Origin of the sequence: Lentibacillus persicus (genome assembly GCF_900112705.1) — a bacterium.
Taxonomy (GTDB): Bacteria; Bacillota; Bacilli; order Bacillales; family Amphibacillaceae; genus Lentibacillus; species Lentibacillus persicus.
This window is the reverse complement of the sequence record NZ_FOMR01000006.1, coordinates 52,968-74,330: the sequence shown is the minus strand read 5'-3', so window position 1 is coordinate 74,330 and position 21,363 is coordinate 52,968. Positions and strand designations below refer to the sequence as shown.

26 protein-coding genes are annotated in these 21,363 nt (G+C 40.5%); 22 read left to right on the top strand and 4 right to left on the bottom strand.

The annotated features are described in order from the left end of the window. Positions 1–45 precede the first annotated feature (45 nt). From BMZ22_RS09315 to BMZ22_RS16770, 6 genes are all read left to right on the top strand, one after another. Positions 46–813: a sulfite exporter TauE/SafE family protein gene (locus BMZ22_RS09315; RefSeq protein WP_245745309.1), complete on the top strand. Its 768-nt coding sequence runs from the start codon at positions 46–48 to the stop codon at positions 811–813. An 11-nt stretch (positions 814–824) separates the two neighbouring features. Then, positions 825–2,228, top strand: a complete 1,404-nt coding sequence (locus tag BMZ22_RS09310; RefSeq protein WP_090084759.1) for a bifunctional metallophosphatase/5'-nucleotidase — start codon at positions 825–827, stop codon at positions 2,226–2,228. A gap of 62 nt (positions 2,229–2,290) precedes the next feature. Further along, positions 2,291–2,593, top strand: a complete 303-nt coding sequence (locus BMZ22_RS09305; RefSeq protein ID WP_090084757.1) for a YunC family protein — start codon at positions 2,291–2,293, stop codon at positions 2,591–2,593. A gap of 52 nt (positions 2,594–2,645) precedes the next feature. After that, entirely contained in the window at positions 2,646–3,443 is a 798-nt protein-coding gene (gene yunB, locus BMZ22_RS09300) for a sporulation protein YunB (protein ID WP_090084755.1), read from the top strand. 193 nt (positions 3,444–3,636) lie between these two features. Next, on the top strand, positions 3,637–5,175 hold the full coding sequence (locus BMZ22_RS09295) for a sodium-dependent transporter (protein ID WP_090084752.1): 1,539 nt from the start codon (positions 3,637–3,639) through the stop codon (positions 5,173–5,175). After that, entirely contained in the window at positions 5,176–5,283 is a 108-nt protein-coding gene (locus tag BMZ22_RS16770; RefSeq protein ID WP_143069975.1) for a MetS family NSS transporter small subunit, read from the top strand. 71 nt (positions 5,284–5,354) lie between these two features. On the opposite strand, the gene BMZ22_RS09290 is transcribed toward BMZ22_RS16770, so the two are convergent. Next, positions 5,355–6,317 carry a M23 family metallopeptidase gene (locus tag BMZ22_RS09290; RefSeq protein ID WP_090084749.1) on the bottom strand — a complete coding sequence of 321 codons (963 nt, stop codon included), beginning with the start codon at positions 6,315–6,317 and terminating at the stop codon, positions 5,355–5,357. Positions 6,318–6,355: 38 nt separating this feature from the next. Next, entirely contained in the window at positions 6,356–6,937 is a 582-nt protein-coding gene (locus BMZ22_RS09285; RefSeq protein ID WP_090084746.1) for a YhcN/YlaJ family sporulation lipoprotein, read from the bottom strand. A gap of 140 nt (positions 6,938–7,077) precedes the next feature. Here BMZ22_RS09285 and BMZ22_RS09280 point away from each other — a divergent pair, with 140 nt between their 5' ends. Next, positions 7,078–7,353: a YutD family protein gene (locus BMZ22_RS09280; protein WP_090084743.1), complete on the top strand. Its 276-nt coding sequence runs from the start codon at positions 7,078–7,080 to the stop codon at positions 7,351–7,353. Between the two features lie 23 nt (positions 7,354–7,376). On the opposite strand, the gene BMZ22_RS09275 is transcribed toward BMZ22_RS09280, so the two are convergent. Further along, a complete protein-coding gene (locus BMZ22_RS09275; RefSeq protein WP_090084740.1) occupies positions 7,377–7,658 on the bottom strand; it encodes a hypothetical protein in 282 nt (93 codons plus the stop codon). 359 nt (positions 7,659–8,017) lie between these two features. Between BMZ22_RS09275 and cpaB the strand changes: the two genes are divergently transcribed. From cpaB to BMZ22_RS16920, 13 genes are all read left to right on the top strand, one after another. Continuing rightward, on the top strand, positions 8,018–8,737 hold the full coding sequence (gene cpaB / locus BMZ22_RS09270; protein ID WP_090084738.1) for a Flp pilus assembly protein CpaB: 720 nt from the start codon (positions 8,018–8,020) through the stop codon (positions 8,735–8,737). Positions 8,738–8,764: 27 nt separating this feature from the next. Further along, positions 8,765–9,895: a CpaE/TadZ family protein gene (locus tag BMZ22_RS09265; protein ID WP_090084735.1), complete on the top strand. Its 1,131-nt coding sequence runs from the start codon at positions 8,765–8,767 to the stop codon at positions 9,893–9,895. 19 nt (positions 9,896–9,914) lie between these two features. After that, positions 9,915–11,288, top strand: a complete 1,374-nt coding sequence (locus tag BMZ22_RS09260) for a TadA family conjugal transfer-associated ATPase (protein ID WP_090084733.1) — start codon at positions 9,915–9,917, stop codon at positions 11,286–11,288. Further along, entirely contained in the window at positions 11,260–12,189 is a 930-nt protein-coding gene (locus tag BMZ22_RS09255) for a type II secretion system F family protein (protein WP_090084731.1), read from the top strand. Before BMZ22_RS09260 ends, BMZ22_RS09255 begins: the two co-directional genes overlap by 29 nt. 3 nt (positions 12,190–12,192) lie before the next feature. Then, on the top strand, positions 12,193–13,128 hold the full coding sequence (locus BMZ22_RS09250) for a type II secretion system F family protein (RefSeq protein WP_090084728.1): 936 nt from the start codon (positions 12,193–12,195) through the stop codon (positions 13,126–13,128). A gap of 12 nt (positions 13,129–13,140) precedes the next feature. Beyond that, a complete protein-coding gene (locus tag BMZ22_RS09245; RefSeq protein ID WP_090084726.1) occupies positions 13,141–13,356 on the top strand; it encodes a hypothetical protein in 216 nt (71 codons plus the stop codon). Positions 13,357–13,383: 27 nt separating this feature from the next. Next, positions 13,384–14,790 carry a VWA domain-containing protein gene (locus tag BMZ22_RS09240; protein ID WP_090084724.1) on the top strand — a complete coding sequence of 469 codons (1,407 nt, stop codon included), beginning with the start codon at positions 13,384–13,386 and terminating at the stop codon, positions 14,788–14,790. Between the two features lie 256 nt (positions 14,791–15,046). Next, a complete protein-coding gene (locus tag BMZ22_RS09235; RefSeq protein ID WP_090084722.1) occupies positions 15,047–15,763 on the top strand; it encodes a hypothetical protein in 717 nt (238 codons plus the stop codon). Positions 15,764–15,773: 10 nt separating this feature from the next. Next, positions 15,774–17,138: a hypothetical protein gene (locus BMZ22_RS09230; RefSeq protein ID WP_218144041.1), complete on the top strand. Its 1,365-nt coding sequence runs from the start codon at positions 15,774–15,776 to the stop codon at positions 17,136–17,138. Positions 17,139–17,185: 47 nt separating this feature from the next. Next, positions 17,186–18,007, top strand: coding sequence for a hypothetical protein (locus BMZ22_RS09225; RefSeq protein WP_218144040.1), 822 nt, complete (start codon positions 17,186–17,188; stop codon positions 18,005–18,007). A gap of 120 nt (positions 18,008–18,127) precedes the next feature. After that, the gene (locus tag BMZ22_RS09220; protein WP_090084715.1) at positions 18,128–18,523 is read left to right on the top strand and encodes a TadE/TadG family type IV pilus assembly protein; all 396 of its coding nucleotides are present in this window, start codon (positions 18,128–18,130) and stop codon (positions 18,521–18,523) included. Further along, entirely contained in the window at positions 18,523–19,191 is a 669-nt protein-coding gene (locus tag BMZ22_RS09215) for a Tad domain-containing protein (RefSeq protein ID WP_218144039.1), read from the top strand. Before BMZ22_RS09220 ends, BMZ22_RS09215 begins: the two co-directional genes overlap by 1 nt. A 254-nt stretch (positions 19,192–19,445) precedes the next feature. Beyond that, on the top strand, positions 19,446–19,619 hold the full coding sequence (locus BMZ22_RS16920; RefSeq protein ID WP_177183408.1) for a hypothetical protein: 174 nt from the start codon (positions 19,446–19,448) through the stop codon (positions 19,617–19,619). A 65-nt stretch (positions 19,620–19,684) separates the two neighbouring features. On the opposite strand, the gene BMZ22_RS09210 is transcribed toward BMZ22_RS16920, so the two are convergent. Then, entirely contained in the window at positions 19,685–19,957 is a 273-nt protein-coding gene (locus tag BMZ22_RS09210) for an SAV0927 family protein (protein ID WP_090085053.1), read from the bottom strand. 154 nt (positions 19,958–20,111) lie between these two features. On the opposite strand from BMZ22_RS09210, the gene BMZ22_RS09205 reads away from it, so the two are divergent. Both BMZ22_RS09205 and BMZ22_RS09200 read left to right on the top strand, forming a co-directional pair. Further along, on the top strand, positions 20,112–20,549 hold the full coding sequence (locus BMZ22_RS09205) for a DUF86 domain-containing protein (RefSeq protein WP_090084709.1): 438 nt from the start codon (positions 20,112–20,114) through the stop codon (positions 20,547–20,549). A gap of 46 nt (positions 20,550–20,595) precedes the next feature. Then, entirely contained in the window at positions 20,596–21,363 is a 768-nt protein-coding gene (locus BMZ22_RS09200; protein ID WP_090084707.1) for a TIGR01457 family HAD-type hydrolase, read from the top strand.

Sequence of the window (21,363 nt, the reverse complement as noted above, 5' to 3'; positions counted from 1 at the left end):
ATTCGTGCTACCATAGACATAGCTGAGATGATGGAAGGGATTTTATTGATTTATGTTATATGCCTAATCATCGGGGTGGCGGCTGCATTTGCAGGAAGCCTTGTCGGGATGGGCGGCGGTGTTATATTAATTCCAAGTCTGCTTTTCTTGTATCAATATTCAGACGCATTCGCCTGGGCTGTGCCACAGGTTATTGTAGGTATTTCACTGATCACGATGGTATTTACTGCTTTTGCTTCAACTATTTCTTATGTACGAAACAAACGCATAAATTTAAAGATAGGCCTGTTATTTTTAACAGGCAGCATACCCGGCGGCATAATAGGTGCCTGGTTAAATCAATTCATAAATGCTGATTATTTTTCGTTATACTTTGGTATATTAATGATTGTATTATCTTTTCTTTTTTTGATTAAAAGAGAAATAAGAACAGATGATTCACCGCAAAAAACACCGGTTATTTCTGTGTTTTTAATTTCACTGCTCATCGGTGCTATCTCAGGGTTATTTGGGATAGGCGGAGGCGCAATGATTGTTCCGGCTATGTTATTTCTCTTTGGGTTATCAATTCATACAGCAACAGCAACATCGATGTTTGTCATTTTATTTATCAGTATTATGAGTGCAGGCACGCACATTGCTTTGGGTCATGTAGTCTGGGAATATGTTATCGTGTTTATTATTGGTGCTTGGATTGGCGGGACGCTTGGCGCTAAGGCCAACCAGCTGATTGACAGCAATATTTTGGAGTGGATACTTCGGTTAATGCTGATTGTTGTTGGAATCAGATTGATTATTGAAGGATTGATGTAAGGAGCATGTCAATGCAGGAGAAAGTATATATTTATTACACAAATGATTTACATAGTAATTTTGATAACTGGCCACAAGTTACGGGCTTTCTAAAAAACGCCAGAGAAGCGAGAGAAGCAGAAAATCAGGCGTGCTGGCTGCTGGATATCGGCGATCATGTGGATCGGGTGCATCCAATTGCTGAAGCTTTTATGGGAAAAGCGAATGTTCAGCTGATGAATGATGTTGGTTATGATTTCGCAACAATCGGCAATAATGAGGGAATCACGATGGCACATGAGGACCTGCACCATTTATATGATGATGCTGATTTTCAAGTGGTCTGCACGAACCTGCATAGTCTCACAGACGATGCGCCGGGTTGGCTCCATTCGGCCGTACAAACTCAGACAGAGAGTGGTATCAAAGTTGGCATTATTGGGTTAACTGCTCCATTTAACGCGTTTTATGAACTGCTTGACTGGCACATCTCTGCTCCCATGCAGGAACTGGAAAGGCACGTCGCCGAATTGAAAGAAACAACAGACATCATTATACTTATGTCACATCTGGGTCTTACCGAAGATCAGGAGATTGCACGCCGGTTTAAAGATATTGATGTGATTATTGGCGGCCATACGCACCACTTGCTGCGCTCGGGTGAAACAATTAACAATACGATTATAACAGCTGCCGGAAAGCATTGTGCTCACGCCGGCGAAGTCGTGGTGACCTGGGACCATAACCGTAAACAAGTAATTGATAAGAAAGCTGACGTTTATGAAATGGCGACACTGGCAAAAGATTTAAATACGGAACAAACTTTGAATGAACTGATGAAAAAAGCTGATGACATGCTTGGAGAACCAATTATAGAGCTAAAAACGCCAATTCATGTTAAATGGTTTCAACATACAGAAATTATGGCAAAATTGACTGAAACACTTAAGGAATGGACAGAAGCTGATGCAGCTTTATTGAATTCCGGCTTGTTGCTGGATCAAATCCCCGCTGGTGAAGTTACCCTAAAGGATATTCATCGAATTTGTCCCCATCCGATTAACCCGTGTGTGGTTGAACTGGATGGTGATGAACTGACAGAAATCGTACGTGCATCCCTGACAAAGGATTTAACCGAGTTAAAATTGAAAGGATTCGGTTTTAGAGGTGAAATTATTGGCAAAATGATTTTTGCCGGGATTGACGTTAAGACGTCGTGGCATGACGATGGAACAGAGTATGTAAAAGCGATCTATTATAATGGTAGCCCATTGGATACCGAACAGTTGTTCAGAGTAGCTACAGCAGATACATTTACATTTGGCCGTCTTTTGCCGGAAATCGCCAAATCAGAAGTGAAAGACTATTTCGTTCCTGAATTTTTGCGTGATTTACTTGCATATACACTGCGTTACAAGATAACAAGTGCTGACTAGGTGACGTTCACTCCTTCATCTGCATAGTATATCGTGTACATGACGAAGGAGTGAGTGTTTGAATGTTGACAGTAAATCCACTGGAAGTCGAAGGAATGCATTTCACTGCTGTAACCGTCGAGCTGCCTAAAACGAACCTGTTGGTCATTACCAATGAAGTCGGCTATATCATGTGCGGCGCACTGGATGTTGATCTCTTGAATGCAGCTTTGGCAGACAGAAAAATCATTGCCGGACGGGCGAGAGGCGTTAAAACAATCGATCAGCTCCTCCATGCACCATTGGAAAAGGTTACCGATGCCTCAAAAGCATATGGATGGCAAGCAGGTATGATTGGGAAAGATGCTCTCCTTAAAATTGCATAAAGTTAGTCTATCCCCCTTGAAACAAACATACGCTTTGTTCAGGGGGATTTTTATGCTTAAGAAACGTTACGCATTCCGAAAACGAAAATTTTCAAAAGCGCCGCCTCCTTTCAGTACTGTGGCTGCCGCAACATTAATCGTATTTGTCGTGTTTGTTTTTGCGAGCATTCAAATTATAGACAGGGGTATCACACCGACTTTAATGGATATTGCTGAAAGACGGACGGATGAATTTGCGACACGGGGTATTAATACCGCGGTGCGCTTTGCAGAAAACTATAATTATGATGATTTGTTGAATATCACCTACGATAATGAAGGAAAGGTGGCAACGTATAACTGGAATTCGGCTGTTGTCAGTGAAATAAACAGGGTTGCAACCGACCGTGTGGAAGAATATTTTAGATATATGAACACCGGAGAACCGCCTGATTATGAAAATTCGCTATTTGAACCTGAAGAATTTGAGGATACGACGGAAAACCTGCCGCAAAAAGATCCCACCGTCGTTGAAATACCAATCGGGCAGGCAACCGGAAATTCAATATTGGCCAATCTGGGTCCAAGAATACCGGTTAACTTTGAAATCGTCGGCAATGTCCGCACGAATATCGTCAGAGAGGACGAACCGCTGGGATTAAATGGAGCGTGGGTGTCGTTATATGTACAGGTTGAAGCGGATGTCCAAATTGTTATTCCGTTTATGACGGATGTCACAACGGTTGCCACCGAGATTTATATTGACGGCGGAGCCCTTATGGGAGATGTGCCTGACTTTTATGGTGAAGGAGACGGCGGACCGTCGATCGCTGTTCCTCAGGACTCAATCATTGATGACGATGAAGAGTAATACAGCTATTAATAATCCAAGCGCTTACTAATATAAATAAAAATATAAAATAAATACTGAAAAATAAAAATATACTTTGACATAGTATAAAAGTACCGTTATAATACATATAGTTATCTGAAAAATAAAAATTGCCTTGCTTTATTCATGAAATATATACAAGCAGGGCAAAGTCCAAAGGGGGAATTTTCACATGGAAAATCGTTCTCAATGGGGGACACGAGCAGGCTTTATTTTGGCTGCAGTAGGATCTGCAGTCGGTCTGGGAAATATATGGCGTTTCCCGGCAACTGCTTTTGAAAACGGCGGAGGAGCTTTTATGATTCCATATTTGGTTGCACTTCTCACAGCTGGTATACCAATTTTGGTTATGGAATTTACAATGGGGCACAGGTATCGCGGCTCTGCTCCGCTGACGTACAAGAAGATGAATAAGAATACGGAATGGATTGGCTGGTGGGGCGTGTTAGTTGCCTTTGTTATATCCACCTACTATTCAGTTATCATTGCCTGGGCAATTTCGTATTCAATATTCTCATTCAATTTGAATTGGGGAGAAGATACGGAAGGGTTTTTGTTTGGAAGTTATTTGGAAACAGCAGCACCCGGTGAATTCGGCGGCTTTGTACCCAGCGTCCTTATTCCATTAATTATTGTTTGGCTGATTGTTCTGGGTGTGTTGTATCGTGGGGTCAAAAAAGGGATCGAAATGGCAAACCGCATTTTTATCCCGACCTTGGTTGTTGTATTTTTGATCATCGTTATCCGTGCGATTACATTGCCAGGTGCTGTTGAGGGTCTTAATGCATTTTTTACACCTGATTTCGGTGCCATAATGGACGCACAAGTATGGGTAGCGGCATATGGTCAGATATTCTTTAGTATGTCAATTGCTTTTGCAATTATGATTACCTATTCGAGTTATTTGCCGAAGAAATCTGATATTACAAATAACGCGTTCATGGTTGGGTTTGGAAACTCCAGTTTTGAACTGCTTTGTGGTATCGGTGTATTTTCAGTATTAGGTTTTATGGCAGTAAGCCAGAGTGTAGCGGTAGATGATGTTGTAGCAGGCGGTGTTGGACTTGCATTTGTTGTCTTCCCGCAGATTATTAATCAGTTCCCGGCGTTGAGTGAACTGTTCGGTTTTCTCTTTTTCGCCTCGCTTGTTCTGGCCGGGCTGTCATCTCTGATTTCAATTATTGAAACATATGTAGCTGGTCTGTCGGATAAATTCAATATTTCCCGTCAAAAGGCAGTTATATTCGGGGGCGGATTTGCAGCATTAGTCTCACTGGTTTTCGCAACCCGGGGCGGTTTAAACTTCCTCGATGCAGCAGACTATTTTATTAACCAGTTCGGTGTTGCGTTCGTCGGATTGGTTGAGGTTGTATTGATTGCTTGGGTTCTGCGCAAGCTTGGCACATTCAAAGACCATGCAAATGAGATATCCGATATCAAACTCGGTGGATGGTGGACAGTAAGTCTGGGTGTCATTACACCAATTGTTCTCGGCTATACAATGGTCGATTTGTTCCGAACAAATCTGATGCAATTATTTGACACTGAAACCGGAAACTATGCAGGCTATCCTGATTCTTTCATCTTATTCAGCGGGTGGTTCATAGCCGGTGGTGCATTAGTCGTCGCTATTGTAATGGCTCTGTTCAAATGGAAATCGGCAAGGGCTGTAAATGAGAATGAGTCACAAAATACCGGGGAGGCGAGATAAATGACTGGTGGAGCAATTGCATTTATGATTATCTCCATGCTGATTATTTGGGGTGGATTGGCAGCAAGTATAACAAATGCAGTGAAAAAAGGTGCTGCACGGAAATAAACCTTGAGTCAAATAGCCTCTGCCTGGAGCGGCAGGGGCTTTTGATTGTTTGACAAGTGTCTATACATGATTCAATCTGACATTTTTTCCCATCTTCTCAGATGTGGATATGGATCAAATGACCATTCACTGTATCCGTCATCCTGATACAACCCGTAGTGAAGGTGTGGTGGGAATTTTCCTGACGTCCCGGGTGGCCCATACCCAGTGGAACCAACCTTTCCAAGTGAATCACCCGGCTTTACCACCTGGCCAACTTTAATGTCATCGTTATAGCCGCTCATATGGGCGTAGTAATGATAAACATTATTAATATCACGGATCCCCAGACGCCATCCACCATATAAATTCCAGCCTTTCATTTCGATAACACCATATGTTGCTGACTTAACGGGTGTGCCGTAATCAGCAAAGATGTCCGATCCCTCATGTATTCGAAGCCCTCCGAATCCTCGCCGGTCCCCCCAATTACTGTTGATGGTATAGTTGTAAGCAGTGTCCAGGGGGAATGCACGATCTGTGAGCTCTATTTTGTCAAACTTTTTAAATACCTTTGCTGTGTTCATAATCGTTTGAACGGATAAGTCACGCTTATAGAAGTTCCAGAGCGCGATTTTTATTTGATCACGGGCGGGACCATATTCCAACAATATATTTGCCATTGTATAAAGGACATCTTCAGGATTTTCAGGATCGGCTTTATTATCGCCATTCCCGTCTTTTCCTTTTCCCTGAAAAAATTCAATAATGCTCTCGTCTTTAATCATTGAGCTATTTCCAATTCCATACCAAATTTCATCCTGAATTGATATGGAGACGAGTTGATCGTCTTTGTCCTCCTCAGAGCTGTTACGTTCGTATTGATCAATCGCTGCTATATAATACCAGGGTATTTGTGTTACGGTTTCAGTTTTTTTGTATAACGCCATACGTTTCTTGTGTAACTCTTGTTCATCATTTTCTGCCTGAACAGGATTAATTAAAAGAAATGTAAGTAGCACCGAGGCTGACAGGGAGGTTAATTTCTTAAGCAATGCATACACCTCCTATGCTAAAACAAATACTCGATTTATCATGGTTTATCTTCCATTCCCTGTGGCGACTTTTTCATTTCTTGAATAATTTGATTGATTGTGTTGTCATAATCATTATCCTGAACGTTCGAGTTATGCAAGCTTTGAATATCATGTATTAGCGTCTCATTATCTGAAACATAAATTTCAAAGTATCCCGGAAGAATGGAAACAGCGGTTTTTTTAGCCATGTCAGCAGCTTTTGCGGCATCTAACTCTTCCATATCATATGCAATGAGCGCTTTGTCATCAGTTACAAGTGTAGCTGCTTCATTAAAACCGTCATTGCGTAAAATAATCCTTGTAATCATATTAGCCAGTTTCGTTCGGTCAATCGTGACATTGTGCTCGGCTTCATTATCGTTCTCAACTTGTTCTTTTGTGTAACGCACGTAGCCAAGCTTATTATTACCTGATGGATTGGATGGTGTTGTTTCCTGTTCAGGATTGAGCTCATCTACTATCTGATTGCGTTCTTCAGACTGCCGGCGTTCATCATCTGCTGCGTTATCTGTACCGCCACAGCCTGAAAGTCCGATAATTATAAGCAATGGCAATGTCAAAATTAATTGTTTGCTCATGAGTTTCCTCCTAACGACAAAATTCTTTCGGTCTTAGTTTGTTATATCCCCCAAAATTCATACGTCCGATTTTACTTGAAATATTGGTTGATAACAGCTTGAATATGATAAAATGAGAGCACACAGATGAGGTGATGTTTGTGATAGAAATACAAGGGAAAACATATGAAGTCATTGAAAATGAAAAAGATGGCTTTGATGAAGAACGCTTGAAGGAGCGTTATTCTGATATTTTGTCTAAATACGATTTTGTCGTCGGTGATTGGGGATATGACCAGTTGCGCTTGAAAGGCTTTTATGATGATCAAAACCCAAAGGCCGGTTTCGACACTAAAATAAGCACACTTGATGATTATCTGTATGAGTATTGCAACTTTGGCTGTGCCTATTTCATCATGAAAAAAATCGATAAGTAAGCGAGCAGCAGTTCATTCGAGAACTACTGCTCTTTTTCTTCCCAGCGCTCTTCGCCTGGCTCATCATGTATCGGGTGAGCACCCGGTGTTTGTCTGGGTAAATCATCATGCAGATCCTTATTTGGGAACACGAAGGCACTCTCCCGCTTCTGACCTTCTCTCCAAGGGGTTGACTTACTGCCCTCCAGTTCACCATCGTTTATATCAGATCCGAAAGGTCCCTCCGGAAATTCTTCCGGGATCAGGTTCTGCTGGTTCCGTACGTTCGAAAAATCACTGTATTGTTTTTTTCGCTTTTTAGCCATCCACTTATCATCCTTTCTTATCGTTAATTTCTCTCAAATTCCTGACATTATGTTGTCAATTCCTCCCAAAAGTTATTCTGAATTCAAAATGGTTGGTAATTTTTACAAAAAATAAAACTTAAGAACTAATTTAGCGAAATTTGTTCCATAAATTAGCAATTAAGTAGTAATAAATGTCTTGGTTTCATTGAATCATGGTAGTTATATCAACTATTAAAACCTTATAAATCAATACCAAAGACCCAGTATTAAAAGCTGTTATTTTGTCATACGATTGACATATTTATGTTTTTTGCGATGATAATTCTAAGTGATTGTCGTCACTCGTATTAATTGTTATAGAAAGAGGGTTAACCTTCATGCTGGAATCGAAGCGGAGAGCGATTATATTTTTTTTACTGGCTGTTTTGCTGGCTGCAGTTTCAGGTCTACTCATACTGCAAAAGGTTCAGGCGCTGAACAGCGATTTAGGTACGATGGTTACGGTTTATAAAGCCGCCGGAGAAATTCCATCAAGGAAAATTATAACGCCAGATGATATCAGTACGGAGGAAATTCCGAAACAGTATCTTCGTGATGCGCACATAACCGATGTTGAAGATTTGATGAATAAAGTTTCGATAGTACCGTTGGCGGGCGGCGACATTATTACCGCTAATATGTTGAAACAAGCGTCTGCAGTTACAGAAGCAAATAATCGCCTGGTGACTGTGCTGAAATCTGAAAAAGTGGTTTTTGACCAAAAACTCACAGCCTTGGATCGAATCGACATTATTGTCTCACATTCCTTTGACAAAGAACCGGTGACAGAGGTGTTTATGGAGGATGTGAAAGTAGCAAGGGTAGCCAAAAACAATGATGAAGCTTTTTCAGGTGTACAATTGGAAGTCCCTTATGAAAAAGTTTCAGAATTAATACATATGCAGAATTACGCTGACAGTCTTCGGCTGGTAAAAGCAAATGTAGCAGAAGAAGCGCAAGCCGGTGATGACTCAACTGACGAACAAGCAGATCAAGGTTCGGAAAAAGGTCAGTCTGGCAGGCAAGATGGGAAAGATAACGGAGAAAATAACAATTAAAATGGGGAACGTTGTTGGAGGAGCCGTATGAGCAAAATAAACGATATTTACGTACTAGGGAAAAATGAAGAATTGGCGGCAATGCTGCAGGAACAAATAAATGACCCGTATCAACTCCACTTTCTAACCGTGAATGAATTAAAGAAAGCTGATGCACAATTGGTCTTGATTATGAATAATGAGGACACAGCTATCGAGGATGCTCAAACAGCTTTGACTGAGCATCCGAATGCCACCATTATTTGTGTGAGTGACGAAGAAAACTTTAGCCTCCTCAGAAACTTAAATCAGCTTGGCATAACCGATTTTTATGTGCTTCCGGGTGAAGAACTTATTTTTATGGAACGTTTGGAGCTCATGGTCGCTGAAATTGGTTTGAAAAATGAAGAAAAACCCGAATCAAGCTTTAAACGGGGCGGCGGTCAGATTTTCGCTTTTTACAGTGGAAGTGGTGGCACAGGTAAATCGCTCATCAGTATAACCTTTGCTCAGACGTTGAAACTGGAATCAACGGCAAAAGTTTTGTTTATCGATTTGAACTTACATTATGGAGGCGCTGAAACATTTTTGGGGCTTGACAGTAATCGTTCCATAATTGATTTGCTGCCAGTTATAGATGAACTCGGTGAACATCATATCCGAAATGTCTCAGAAAAAGAAGAGCACTCCGATCTAAATGTGCTTGTAAGCCCAAGAGATGCTGAGTTATCTGAGAAAGTCACTGAAGAATTCGTGGCAAAGCTTTTAAGAGCAAGTAAACGACATTATGATTTTATTATCGTTGATTTACCGGTATGGATGGATGAACGAACATTGACTGTTTTGGAGGAAGCGAACCGCATTTATTATTTAATGAACCTCGATACAGTTGCAATCCGCGTTTTGAAGAATGTCGAAAATCTGTTTCAGCGTTTAGGTATTATCACGCAAGATAGATTTGAATTTGTTATTAACTTTAAAGCAAAAGATAACGAGCTGACCAAAAAAGATTTGGAGCGTTTTTCAACGTACCCTGTAGCATCAGAAATAAGGAAAGATGTCAAGAATGTTCAAGCATACATAAATCAAGGGGAACCTTTAAGAAAAAGAACTCAGGAAAAGAAACTGCCCCCGATATCAAAAGACATCCATAAATGGGTTCATTCAATGCTGAAATAATCATAATGGTGGTGGTATCGTGTCTCTTTTTCAAAGAAATACTAAAACGGCGTCTGATAACGATTCTATAGATGCCGGTGTTGTGTCCAATTCTAGCTATTTGGATGAACTGGTGGAACATTATAAATCCAGATTGTTGACTGAAGTTAATTTGGATCAAATAACCAGTCTTGGTGACGCTGATAAACGTTTGAAAATTGAAAGGGTCATTAACCAGTTCATGTCGGAAGAAAAAGTGGTTATCCCGAGACAAGATAAGGAACGCATGTTATCGATGCTGATTGATGAAAGTGTTGGTTTTGGCCCGCTGGAACCTTTGCTGAAAGATGAATCAATCACAGAGATACTTGTTAATAATCCAAGAGAGGTTTATGTAGAAAAACATGGCCGGCTTGAACGCGTTAATGTGTCGTTTAAAGATGAAGCACATGTCAGGCATATTGTTGATAGAGTCGTTGCTCCGCTGGGGAGGAGAATTGACGAAAGCTCACCAATGGTGGATGCGAGATTGCCCGACGGAAGCCGTGTGAATGCTGTTATTGAGCCAATAAGTCTTGGAGGAACACTCCTGTCAATCCGTAAGTTTCGAAAAACACCATACGTAATGGATGATTTACAGAACCTCGACACATTCACAAATGAAATGTCCAGGTTTATGCAGGCCCTGGTTCAAACGAAATTAAGCTTGCTTATTTCCGGCGGTACCGGCAGTGGTAAAACGACCTTATTGAATGCGTTGGGCAAGTCGATTCCGAATGGGGAGCGGGTTATTACAATTGAGGATTCAGCTGAACTGAAATTTGACAGGCCGAATGTCGTTGGGATGGAAGCGCGCCCTCCTAACGTGGAAGGGAGCGGTGAAGTAACGATCAGAAATTTAGTAAAAAACTCACTGCGTATGCGGCCCGATCGTATTATAGTCGGGGAAGTCCGCGGAGCTGAAGCTTTTGATATGCTGCAGGCGATGAATACCGGTCATGAGGGTTCCTTAACCACTGTCCATGCTAATACACCGTTTGACGCTATCAACCGTGTCGAAGGGATGGTCGTGATGGCCGGAATGGATTTACCGACACATGTCATACGCGACTATATTGCCGGGGCACTGGACTATATTGTGCAAATACAGCGCCTAACCGATGGAACGCGTAAAATTACTAACATATCAGAAGTTGAAAAAATCGATGGCAATCATATAGAAGTGAGAGACATTTTCCGGTTCCAGCGTACCGGTGTTGACGGTGAAGGGAATGTGCGAGGGTATTATACGCCCACAGGTCTCATTCCAAAATGTCTTCCGCATTTAGAGGTGTTCGGCATCGATATTGATAAAGAAGTGTTTACACCAAAGGAGGAGAGCAGCTATGGAACTGGCAGCGTCTATTCTTTATAGTTTCGGTGTGTTGTCTTTTCTCCTATGTATCTATTTTTTCCTTGGTTACAGGTCTCAGAAAAGAGAATGGAAACAAAAAGTAAAGCAGTGGTTTCCTGAAGAAGAGCGAAAAAGTTTTATCAGTAAATGGGGCGACCGGTTCGATGAAAACGAGTCCTCAGAGAAATTACGGAATAAATTACATAATGCAAATTTAAAATTGTTGCCTTCAGAATTTCTGGGAATATTAATCGTTGGCTTTTTGATGTTGTTCGTTTTATTTTATTCCATGTTTGGAATGCCTTTTGGGCTAAGTGTGGCTCTGCCTTTGCTATTGTTGGTTGTATCCAATTATCTATTATTCTATTTTCGTAAAAACAGTTATGAACTACGTTTTAATGACCAATTGAGTGATGTGTGCAGAATTCTTGGGAATGCGGCAAGGTCCGGTTTAACGATTAACCAGGGTATCGATATTGTTGCCCGTGAGGTTTCTGCTCCTGCTGGAAAAGAGTTTAAACGAATTTCTAACGAATTAAAACTGGGCGTTAATTTGGAAACAGCTTTCCGGGCCGTTCAACAACGAAATAAATCCCGTGATTTCAACTTATTTATTGCGACATTGCTGATTCAGAAAAAAACCGGCGGGAATCTGGCGCTGACATTGGATACGATGGCCAATACGTTTGAAGACAGAAAGGTTCTCAACCAGATTATCAAAACGATGACATCTGAACAAAAGTACATTTCATTTATTGTACCTGCTTTGCCGATATTCTTACTTCTTGTTATGAACAATGTGATTGACGGGTTCATCACTCCACTATGGTCCGGCTTTGGATTGGTTATTTTGGTGATTTTTCTGGCAGCCATTATCCTATCATTTTTTCTGATTCGAAAAATTACAAATATAAAGGTGTAGCCTATGGATGCATTAATTATTTTATCTATCATTGCTTTTTGGTTCTGTGTATTGCTTTGCTTAAAACATCTATGGACTTTTTTACGTGAAAAACGGTTTGTCATTGAACATGTATCGGATGTCACAAATGTTGATCCATTCGAAAAAAAAGAAAAAAAGAAAAACCGGCGCGCTGAAATTTTCAGCCGTGCAACCAAGTATGCAGATGATTTTGCGGATTTGGGGCAGCGTATCAATTTCTTTAGTGAAAATCATATGGTTGAAGAATGGCTCAGAAAATCAGGAAACCCTTTAAAATTAACGGTCGCCAGATTCCAAGGTTTAAAGATATTTTTACTGGTTATCGGATTTTTCAGTGGATTTCTATTCGTAATTATCGGGCTCCCATTTTCTCAATATATGCTTGTTTTAAATCCGGTGATGGGTTATTTCCTGCCAATCGTATTAATCAGAATGGAGGTCAAAAAAAGACAGCAGCAAATTAGAGCTGAGTTGCCTGATTTCATGGATACTGTCAGTACCAGTTTACAGGCTGGTGTAAGCCTTGATAACGCACTAAGGGAGGTGATTCGATATTTCGATGGTCCAATCCGGGAAGAGTTTTCGCGTTTTAATCAGGAAATTGATCTTGGAGTTCCGCGTGAAAAAGCATATCGTGGATTGCTGAAACGAAATGATAACGAGGAATTCCAGTCACTGATTAAAGCGTTAATACAAGGGATGGATCTCGGAATACCGATAGCGAAAACGTTCCAGATCCAAGCTGAAGAGTTGCGTGAAATCCGTCAGGAGCAGGTAAAAGAATTAGCGGCAAAAGCCTCGCCAAAGGTTACATTGGTCACGACGTTTTTGATTGCCCCTGTTTCCATATTAATGATTGCCGGTTTAATGATCATGAATATGCTGATGGGAGAAAATAGTATCTTTAATTTATTTTAGGGAGGAATTGACATGAAATTTGTAAATGGAATCTACACAAAAATAATGAATAAGGTTGAAGAATTTAAAAATGATGAGAGTGGTTCACAGACGTTGGAGTGGATTGGGATTGCGGCGGTGATTGTTATTCTTGTGGGGGTTGTCTCCACGGCTATGAGTGGTGCCTCAGGTATCGGTGAGGATGTCGTGAACAAAATCAGAGACCTAATTAGTCAAATAGGAGGCTAGTTCAAATTTCAAAAGGAGATTTAATTTATGTCCAAAAAATTTTACATGATGATAATAGCAATAACTCTAACATTCATAACAGCTGCTTGTGACAATAATCCGGAAAAAGAAGCAAGTTCCAGTGGCACCAATGAGAATGTAAAAGAAGAACAGGCTGATAGTAATGAATCAGACGATAAAAATGGCAATACAGAGGAAGCAGCAACAGAAGGCCCTTCACTGGATGAATTGCCCCAAATACCGACAGATGTAGATGGTTTAGCGAACCAAACTCCCGGGCCTTTTGCAAATGCTGAAAATCTTTGGGATATGGAACAGGAAGTTGAAGAGAAAATGCAGAAACTAGGTAAAATGAGTGAAAACCCAACTGATGAAGAGTATAAGAAATATTTGCGCTATATATATAGTTTAGTAGCCCAAGACTATCCTAGTCCCGAAGACATGATCAAAAAATGGGAATTCGCATCTTTTGGAAGCCCTGATTTGCCAGATACGAAATTTCATTTTAAAGATAATTACAATATTGAGATTGTTTTGGATTCAAGCGGTAGTATGGCAAACCCGGCCAGCAATGGAACAAGGATGGATGTTGCTAAAAAATCAATTAATAATTTTTTGTCAGAAGTCCCTAATGAAGCAAACGTTTCCTTGAGGGTATATGGTCATAAGGGAACAGGTGCCGATAATGACAAGGAAATGTCGTGTGATTCGATTGAACAAGTTTATGGATTTGAAGCCTACGAGGAAGGGAAATTCCAGGAGGCGCTGAACCAATTCCAGCCTAAGGGTTGGACACCACTTGCTGATGCTTTAACACAAGCACAAGATGCTTTAAAAGAGTTTAATCCGGAAAAAAACACCAATCTAATTTACGTCGTAAGTGACGGTATAGAAACGTGTGATGGAGATCCTGTTGAAGTTGCCAAATCACTTTCCGAGTCGAATGCAAGCCCGATAATTAATATTATTGGTTTCCAAACCGATGCCGAAGCACAAAAGCAACTGGAAGAAATGGCCAAAGTATCGGGGGGAATTTTTGCTTCCGCTAATAACGAGGAAGAATTGCAAGAAGAGTTTGATCGTGCCGAAGAAGTGCTGAAGGCATGGAAAGATTGGAAAGATGGTGCCATAAGGGATCTCGATGCTATGGAAGTTGATAACAGCTTTGATATTATGGCGCTTCATAATGATTGGTCTTCTACAACACTTTCCGTGAAAAATAATATGAACAGATTATCAGATATTGCGGAGAATCTAGGGTTTTATACTTTGGATCAAAAACAGGTTCTAAAAGAAAAGATTGAACAAACAATGGAAGGAATTGAACAGGCGGGTGACCAATTGGAAAAAGACCTTGAAGAATTAAGTAAACAAAAAATAGAAGAAGCAAAAAAGTCCGTTGAAGATAAATTCAACAAACAAACTGAAAATTAATTCTTGATGTAAAAGTGAAAGGAATAAAAGGGTTAAAAGTAAGTTTGCTACCAGGCGCCGGTCTGAATTCTAGTATTTCGTGTGTTACCCGAATCTTGCTTGCTGGTTAACAACGGGTGGGTAATGGAAGGAAGTTTTCTTTAAAGGCTTTCTTTTGCAGTAAACTCACCCTCCAATGGCAATGCAGTTCGTAAAGTTGACTATTATCAACAGCGGACATACATAACTCATTTTAATAAGTGGCAAGGAGAATACCATGGAAAAACCGCTTCAATATACGTGGGAAGTGTACACAGGCAAATTTGAAAAAATATTGGTTCTTATGCTGACGACGACTTTACCGTTATTGATGGTGCATGCATTTGTGACCAATTACATATATGCGATTACGCCTAGTGATTCAGCTTTATATTCAGTTGCAGATATTTATTACGGACTTATAACGCTATTATTATACCTTTATGCGCAGATTCCTTATATCCGTTTTGTTTATAACGAATATAAAGGCGTCGAACACAATTTACGAAATTCATTTTACCATTTTTTAGTTAACGGTTTTACTGTTTTCGTCTATGCATGCATCGTTTCTGTGATTACGACCATTGGGTTTATGTTTCTTGTACTGCCGGGTTTAATCTTTCTTGCGTTAGTATTCCCGATTCCGTATATCAGTATTTTTGATGAAAAATCAGTTTGGAAATCACTTAAAGAAGGTTTTCGTATTGGCAAAAAGAATTTTTTTAAAATTATGCTAATTGTAATAATGGCAGGGTTAGCCGAGCTTTTAGTGGGTATTTTCGTGACATATCAGTTATTTAATATTACGTCTTCTTTCGCAGCCCAGATGATCACCCAGATGACTCTAAATATAATTATTTATCCTTTTATTATTATGCTCATGACTTCGTTCGTTCTTAAATGGCGGGAAGCGTTGGAAACACTTGAAGTCACAGTACGGGAAGGTATTAATTAGGAGAGCGGGTGTGTACATGTATAGGTGGATTAAAAAATTATTTGTATTGATGGCCATTGTATTTATGGCTGTTCAGCCGGTATTTATCCCGACAGTATATGCAGTGCAATCCTGGACGGGAGACCCGTGGGAAGGTGAATCATGGGAAGGCGACCAGTGGGATGGTTCGGATTTAAAGTGGGAAGGCGAGACGTGGGAAGGTGACTCATGGACAGGCGATTCATGGAATGGAAATGGAACAAATTCCTCCGGATCACCTACGGATCAAGATTGGACCGGCGTTCCTTGGTATCTTGAGGGTTGGTCTCAAAGTGGTACGAACGGAAGTCCTTGGTCCGGTAACGGTTTTAATGGAAATGGAACAGCTGGTTCGCCATGGACACAACCGGGATTCAACTATGGTCCTGGAGTTGCTGGGAATCCATGGTCAGGTAATGTTACATCAGGAAATGGCACATCTGGATCCCCATGGATTCAGCCGGGTTATGACTATGGGCCGGGCGGTTTAGTCACCCCTTGGTTGATGCCGGGTTATAATGGTAACGGAACAGAAGGTGCCAGTTTTGATGGAAATGGGACAAACGGAAATGGAACGGAAGGTGACCCCGCTTCCCTTGAAGATTTCCCGACCTTTCCTTTTGAATATGATGTTGGCAAGTATGTCGTTAATGATGTCATGATGGGGCAGGTAAACCTGGTTGGCGATCTGTTAACAAGTCAAAATATGAGAGATTTAGGCTACGAATCCAGCATGAATTACGGATTGGGCTATCGTGGTAACTTGTTAATGAATGGCCTGAAACTTGGTGTGGGCGATAATGTTGTTTTTGACGCTTATGATACATATTCCCATGTAGAGGAAGGCGTCGGGGCAATACAGGATTTCAGAGCTGCTCAACAATTTTATAATACTTCAAGCTCTGTCGGTGATCTTGCTGAAGCTGGGAGGTCAGTTTCAAATGCGACCCCACCAGCCACTTCGGTAGGTGCACTATCAAAATTTAATGTGGCTACTGCAGCAGTAGGAACAGGCATTTCTGCTTTTGAAACTGGCTATAATTCAGCAAGAGCTGTAGATGTGCTTAACAGTGATGCATCGGGTGCTGATAAAACAGTTGCAGTTACGGACGCTACTGCCAGTTTTGGTGATACGCTTATGAATGCAGGAGTGGTGACGTCAGCTATCCCCGGTGCCCAAGCAGTTGGGGCAGGCATGGTAGCAGTGGGAGCCGGAGTTTGGGCTGTTTCGAAAGGAGTCAGGTTTGTTGCTTCGCATTGGAAAGGAAACTGGAAAGATACTGGCAAGGCCATGTGGAAAAGCACAAAGGACACTGCGAAAAAGGCATGGGATACTGTGACAGGCTGGTTTTCGTAAGGGAAGGCATTTTGAATTTCTCTAGAAGGGATGTATTTTGATTGAATATGATACCTGAATCAATACATGGGCAGGCTAAGAAATATAAGAAGCTATTTGAATCTTTTACAGTCAACCCTAACCATCTTACCTATCAGGATAAGGATTTCTATGCTGTTTTTTATCGTAGATTTAACACAGATACTGCATTTGCTATCTTTTCCCCACAGGATAATATTCAAAATGAAGAGCACCAAGTAGCCTTAGAACAGATTGTGATTTTGCTAAATAACTGGGCGAGTATTAAAAATAAAGGGAGCTTAAGAAATAATATTGATATGACTGCCTTTTATAAGACCCGGCATTTTCTTGATAACGTATTGAAAAGTGCTGTGCTCAGCCAAGCGGAGGAAGCAGCATATACAACATGTTCAATAACTATCAATAAAGCCATTTTTCTCCAGAGTGAATTAAATACGCTGATGGAAGAGTATAAGAGGTTTGTAGACATGAAGGAAGCAGATGGTTCTAAGTTCACTGTGAAAGAAATTGAGTACATTCAAGATATACTCGCTGAGTTAGATTATATCCAATATAATCAACTGAAATCCGATTATGATACGATAGACAGCTTTCAGGATGTTAAAGATAGCATCAGCCAAAATGAAGCCGTAAATAAAATGGCAGAACCCGATCACAAGAAATATATTGAAGAGTTTGCCAGAAACAAAGATAAATTAAAAAAAGATTTAGAAAGTATAACTTACTTTGATGATCAAAGTACCTTTACCAAAACAGAACACATGAAAGCAGTAAAGAATCGATTTGTTGAAAAACAGAGAAAAGAATTGGAAACATTGAAAAAAGATTTAAGACATCCTGACATTTGATTTCTGGGAGCAGCTCAAAAGTATTATATCAAAGTGTTGAGACGCCTTGATATAAGTTAAATTGTCACAGTAAATTTTACAAAGGTTCGGTTTTATCTGAAATTCCAGGAGTGTCATTCTATGCAACAATTGAAACGAAAATTAAAAAATGAAGATGGCTCCGCCACAATTGAATTTATAGGAATCCTGCCCTTAGCACTGCTGCTGCTCATGATTATCTGGCAATTTATTGTCGGAATAAATGGTGTCTTGGTCACACAATCCGCTGCTAATGAATACGCCAAAGTGTATTCGATAACCCAGAATACCAGTGAAGCGACACAGGCGGCTAATACGATTCTTTCTTCTGCCGGTGATTATCTGCAGCCTCAGGGTGTTTCTGGTGGAGGCAGCAAAGAATTTACTGCTCAAGCCAATGTGAATATACGCATGGTTTTTTTGCCAAGCGAGATATTTGGGTACCAAATACCTTCCATCCCCTATTCGGCTACAGCCAGCAGCAGGGTGATTGAATGATGGTAAAGAAGTGGCTTTGCAATGAGGGCGGTAATATTGCCTTGTTTGTACTCGGGATGTTAAGTATTATTATGATCTTGTTGGTTTTTGTTGTGAACCTGGGCGGAGCCTTGGCTACAAAGGAACAGTCCGGCACAACTGCACAACAGGCAAGTATGACGGCATCAAGTGTTTTGTATGAAGAAGTTCGCCGTGTGATATATGAATATGAGGATGAAACACTTGAGGGGGCAGTTCAGGCGTTTTTTGAAGATATTGAAGAAATGGTTGATGAAAGAGCATCTGAATTATCAGGCAGCGGAGATTATGCTGACTGGACTGTAAATGAAATTGAATTGGAAGCGTTTGATCAAGTGTTAACGGAGGAAATGAATAAAGATGTAGTAAGAGATAAATTAAACGAATTGCTGACAGTTGAAGACATCGAATCAAAGGTTGTCAATAAAACAAGAAACGCAATTGTTGCAAATAACGGTGTGTTGGACGGAGCGGAATTAGCCATAAAGGACGACCGCTTTTATGTACGCGCTGCCAATGAAATGGAATCTGTTTCATTTGATGGGTTTATGGAAGGCATTCAGGAAAACGTCTACCAGGAGTCTGCCGGTCCCAGAATTGATTTTTTGGATGTTGTGTGGGGTGGTCCTACAGTGACTTCACTTGAATAAAATTTAAGGGTTGGTTTAATGAGCAAAAAATTAAGCTGTTTGTATGTTTAACAGCCGCACCGCTGCTGATTGCCTGTTCTTCAACAGAAGCAGATGAGAAATTTATGGAGGCAGGTGAAACGGCTCAAACAGCGGATCAAAAAATGGCAGATCTGGCGGACGAATATAACCTGGAGCTAGAAAAATAAGCTGATTAATTGTTTTGGGGGGTTAAGCAAATATCAAAAACCGAAAAACGCTGGAGACGATTTTATTTGATATTAATGATTTTTATTTATGCTATCTTTGTGCCGGTAACTGTCATTGAGTGGCTCGCAGGTACTGGAGGGTTTCCGATTACAGCTGTGGTTGTCGGTATGGGGCTTCCTTTAATGAGAAAGAATCATTTGAACGTGATAAGACAAAAAGAAGGAAAACAAGTGATATAATAATATACTGAGAGCGTCAGGGTATACGATTCCCCAGGAAAACGGGACAAGCCGCTTTCCTTTTTTTACTGTAAAACTTCTTTTAGAAATTCCCGTATTTCATCAGCCTCCATTGGTGACTCATGAAAAATATGTTCGATATGTCCTTCTTCATCCAGGTCATCTCGTCCCAAAACAGCAAAGCGATTTTTTTGAAGATTAATAACCGTATACTTCTCAGGGCTTTCTTCATTTTCCATAAAAGCAAAGTCATAACGCTGCAAATTTCCCATAAAACTGATATACCTCATCTCTTTTGTTACTGTTTCATCTTTTAAATAGTCAAATTTATTTTTCACAATAAGCACCCCGAAATTAAATGTTAGTGTCACTATATCATGTTTCCTTTCAATGGTCATCCTGGAGGGATACAGGTGTCTGACACCTTGTACCCCAACACCTTCTCCCGCAAATATGGTATGATATAGGTAGATTTTTATGGAGGGATTTGTGATGTACTTTGTTGATCGTAAACTGATTGAAGAAACACTGCAATATATGGATAAATTGTTGGAAGAAGTCAGCAAGCATTCATTTGATACGTTCGCAGATAAATTGTATTTGGAACGGACTGTACATATGGTGATAGAAAGCATGCTCGATGTGGGTAACATGATGATCGATGGGTTTATTATGCGTGATCCCGGCAGCTTTGATGACATTATCGATATTCTAATTGATGAAAAGGTCTTACCTGAAAATGCAGAAGCAAGCTATAAATCGATCATTCAATTACGGAAAGATGTGGTTAAAAATTATTTGCAAGTGGATCATCAGGTTCTAAAAGATACACTTCAAAAAAATGCAAACCACCTCAATCAGTTCAGTACACATATAAGAGATTATTTAAACCAAGAGCTTGGCGTTGCAAACGCATTTACGAATGACTAAGCAAGAGGATCCTTGCACGTGGATGGTAAAGAGAGGTGATTGGCGTATGGGTTACGGCGCATATATCATTGATTTGGATGGCACGATGTATCGTGGTGACGAACCGATTGAATTTGCTTCTGAATTTATTGAAGCATTAAGAGCAAAGCACGTGCCATATTTATTTATAACAAATAATTCATCCAAAACACAGGCGCAAGTTTCTGATAAGCTTCAGCAAATGAATATTCATGCAACACCTGAACATGTTTTCACTTCAAGCATGGCGACCGCCAAGTATATCGCGCAAATGAAACAAAATGCCCGTTGTTTTGTTATAGGTGAAGAAGGGTTGTATGATGCGTTGGAGCGTGAAGGGCATATTATCACAGATGACACATGTGATTTTGTGGTGGTAGGGATTGATCGTGATATAAATTATGAAAAATTATCAATCGCTTGTCGTCTCGTAAGGGAGGGAGCGGTTTTTATCTCAACAAACGCTGATGTGGCTATCCCTACTGAACGGGGCCTGGAACCCGGAAATGGTGCGTTAACATCGGTCATAACCGTCAGTACCGGCCAAAAACCAATATTTATCGGCAAGCCTGAGTCAATTATTATGAATCAGGGACTCGAGAAACTTGGCAGTCATCGGGAAGCGACGTTAGTTGTGGGCGATAACTACCAGACGGATATACTCGCCGGAATAAATGCCGGCATTGATACATTGATGGTGTTTACCGGAGTCACCCCTTACACCGATTACCCGGCCTTTGAAAAGAAACCAACCTTCCATATTCAAAATTTAAGTGAATGGCTGCATGCTATTTAA

Bases quoted from the DNA above. Each gene is read 5' to 3' on its own strand.
- BMZ22_RS09310 (WP_090084759.1), top strand. From the start codon at position 825: ATGCAGGAGAAAGTATATATTTATTACACAAATGATTTACATAGTAAT.
- BMZ22_RS09295 (WP_090084752.1), top strand. From the start codon at position 3,637: ATGGAAAATCGTTCTCAATGGGGGACACGAGCAGGCTTTATTTTGGCT.
- BMZ22_RS09245 (WP_090084726.1), top strand. From the start codon at position 13,141: ATGAAATTTGTAAATGGAATCTACACAAAAATAATGAATAAGGTTGAA.
- BMZ22_RS09215 (WP_218144039.1), top strand. From the start codon at position 18,523: ATGGTAAAGAAGTGGCTTTGCAATGAGGGCGGTAATATTGCCTTGTTT.
- BMZ22_RS09225 (WP_218144040.1), top strand. From the start codon at position 17,186: ATGATACCTGAATCAATACATGGGCAGGCTAAGAAATATAAGAAGCTA.
- yunB (WP_090084755.1), top strand. From the start codon at position 2,646: ATGCTTAAGAAACGTTACGCATTCCGAAAACGAAAATTTTCAAAAGCG.
- BMZ22_RS09250 (WP_090084728.1), top strand. From the start codon at position 12,193: ATGGATGCATTAATTATTTTATCTATCATTGCTTTTTGGTTCTGTGTA.
- BMZ22_RS16770 (WP_143069975.1), top strand. From the start codon at position 5,176: ATGACTGGTGGAGCAATTGCATTTATGATTATCTCCATGCTGATTATT.
- BMZ22_RS09265 (WP_090084735.1), top strand. From the start codon at position 8,765: ATGAGCAAAATAAACGATATTTACGTACTAGGGAAAAATGAAGAATTG.
- BMZ22_RS09235 (WP_090084722.1), top strand. From the start codon at position 15,047: ATGGAAAAACCGCTTCAATATACGTGGGAAGTGTACACAGGCAAATTT.
- BMZ22_RS09200 (WP_090084707.1), top strand. From the start codon at position 20,596: ATGGGTTACGGCGCATATATCATTGATTTGGATGGCACGATGTATCGT.
- BMZ22_RS09220 (WP_090084715.1), top strand. From the start codon at position 18,128: ATGCAACAATTGAAACGAAAATTAAAAAATGAAGATGGCTCCGCCACA.
- cpaB (WP_090084738.1), top strand. From the start codon at position 8,018: ATGCTGGAATCGAAGCGGAGAGCGATTATATTTTTTTTACTGGCTGTT.
- BMZ22_RS09255 (WP_090084731.1), top strand. From the start codon at position 11,260: ATGGAACTGGCAGCGTCTATTCTTTATAGTTTCGGTGTGTTGTCTTTT.
- BMZ22_RS09275 (WP_090084740.1), bottom strand. From the start codon at position 7,658: ATGGCTAAAAAGCGAAAAAAACAATACAGTGATTTTTCGAACGTACGG.
- BMZ22_RS09205 (WP_090084709.1), top strand. From the start codon at position 20,112: ATGTACTTTGTTGATCGTAAACTGATTGAAGAAACACTGCAATATATG.
- BMZ22_RS09305 (WP_090084757.1), top strand. From the start codon at position 2,291: ATGTTGACAGTAAATCCACTGGAAGTCGAAGGAATGCATTTCACTGCT.
- BMZ22_RS09240 (WP_090084724.1), top strand. From the start codon at position 13,384: ATGTCCAAAAAATTTTACATGATGATAATAGCAATAACTCTAACATTC.
- BMZ22_RS09285 (WP_090084746.1), bottom strand. From the start codon at position 6,937: ATGAGCAAACAATTAATTTTGACATTGCCATTGCTTATAATTATCGGA.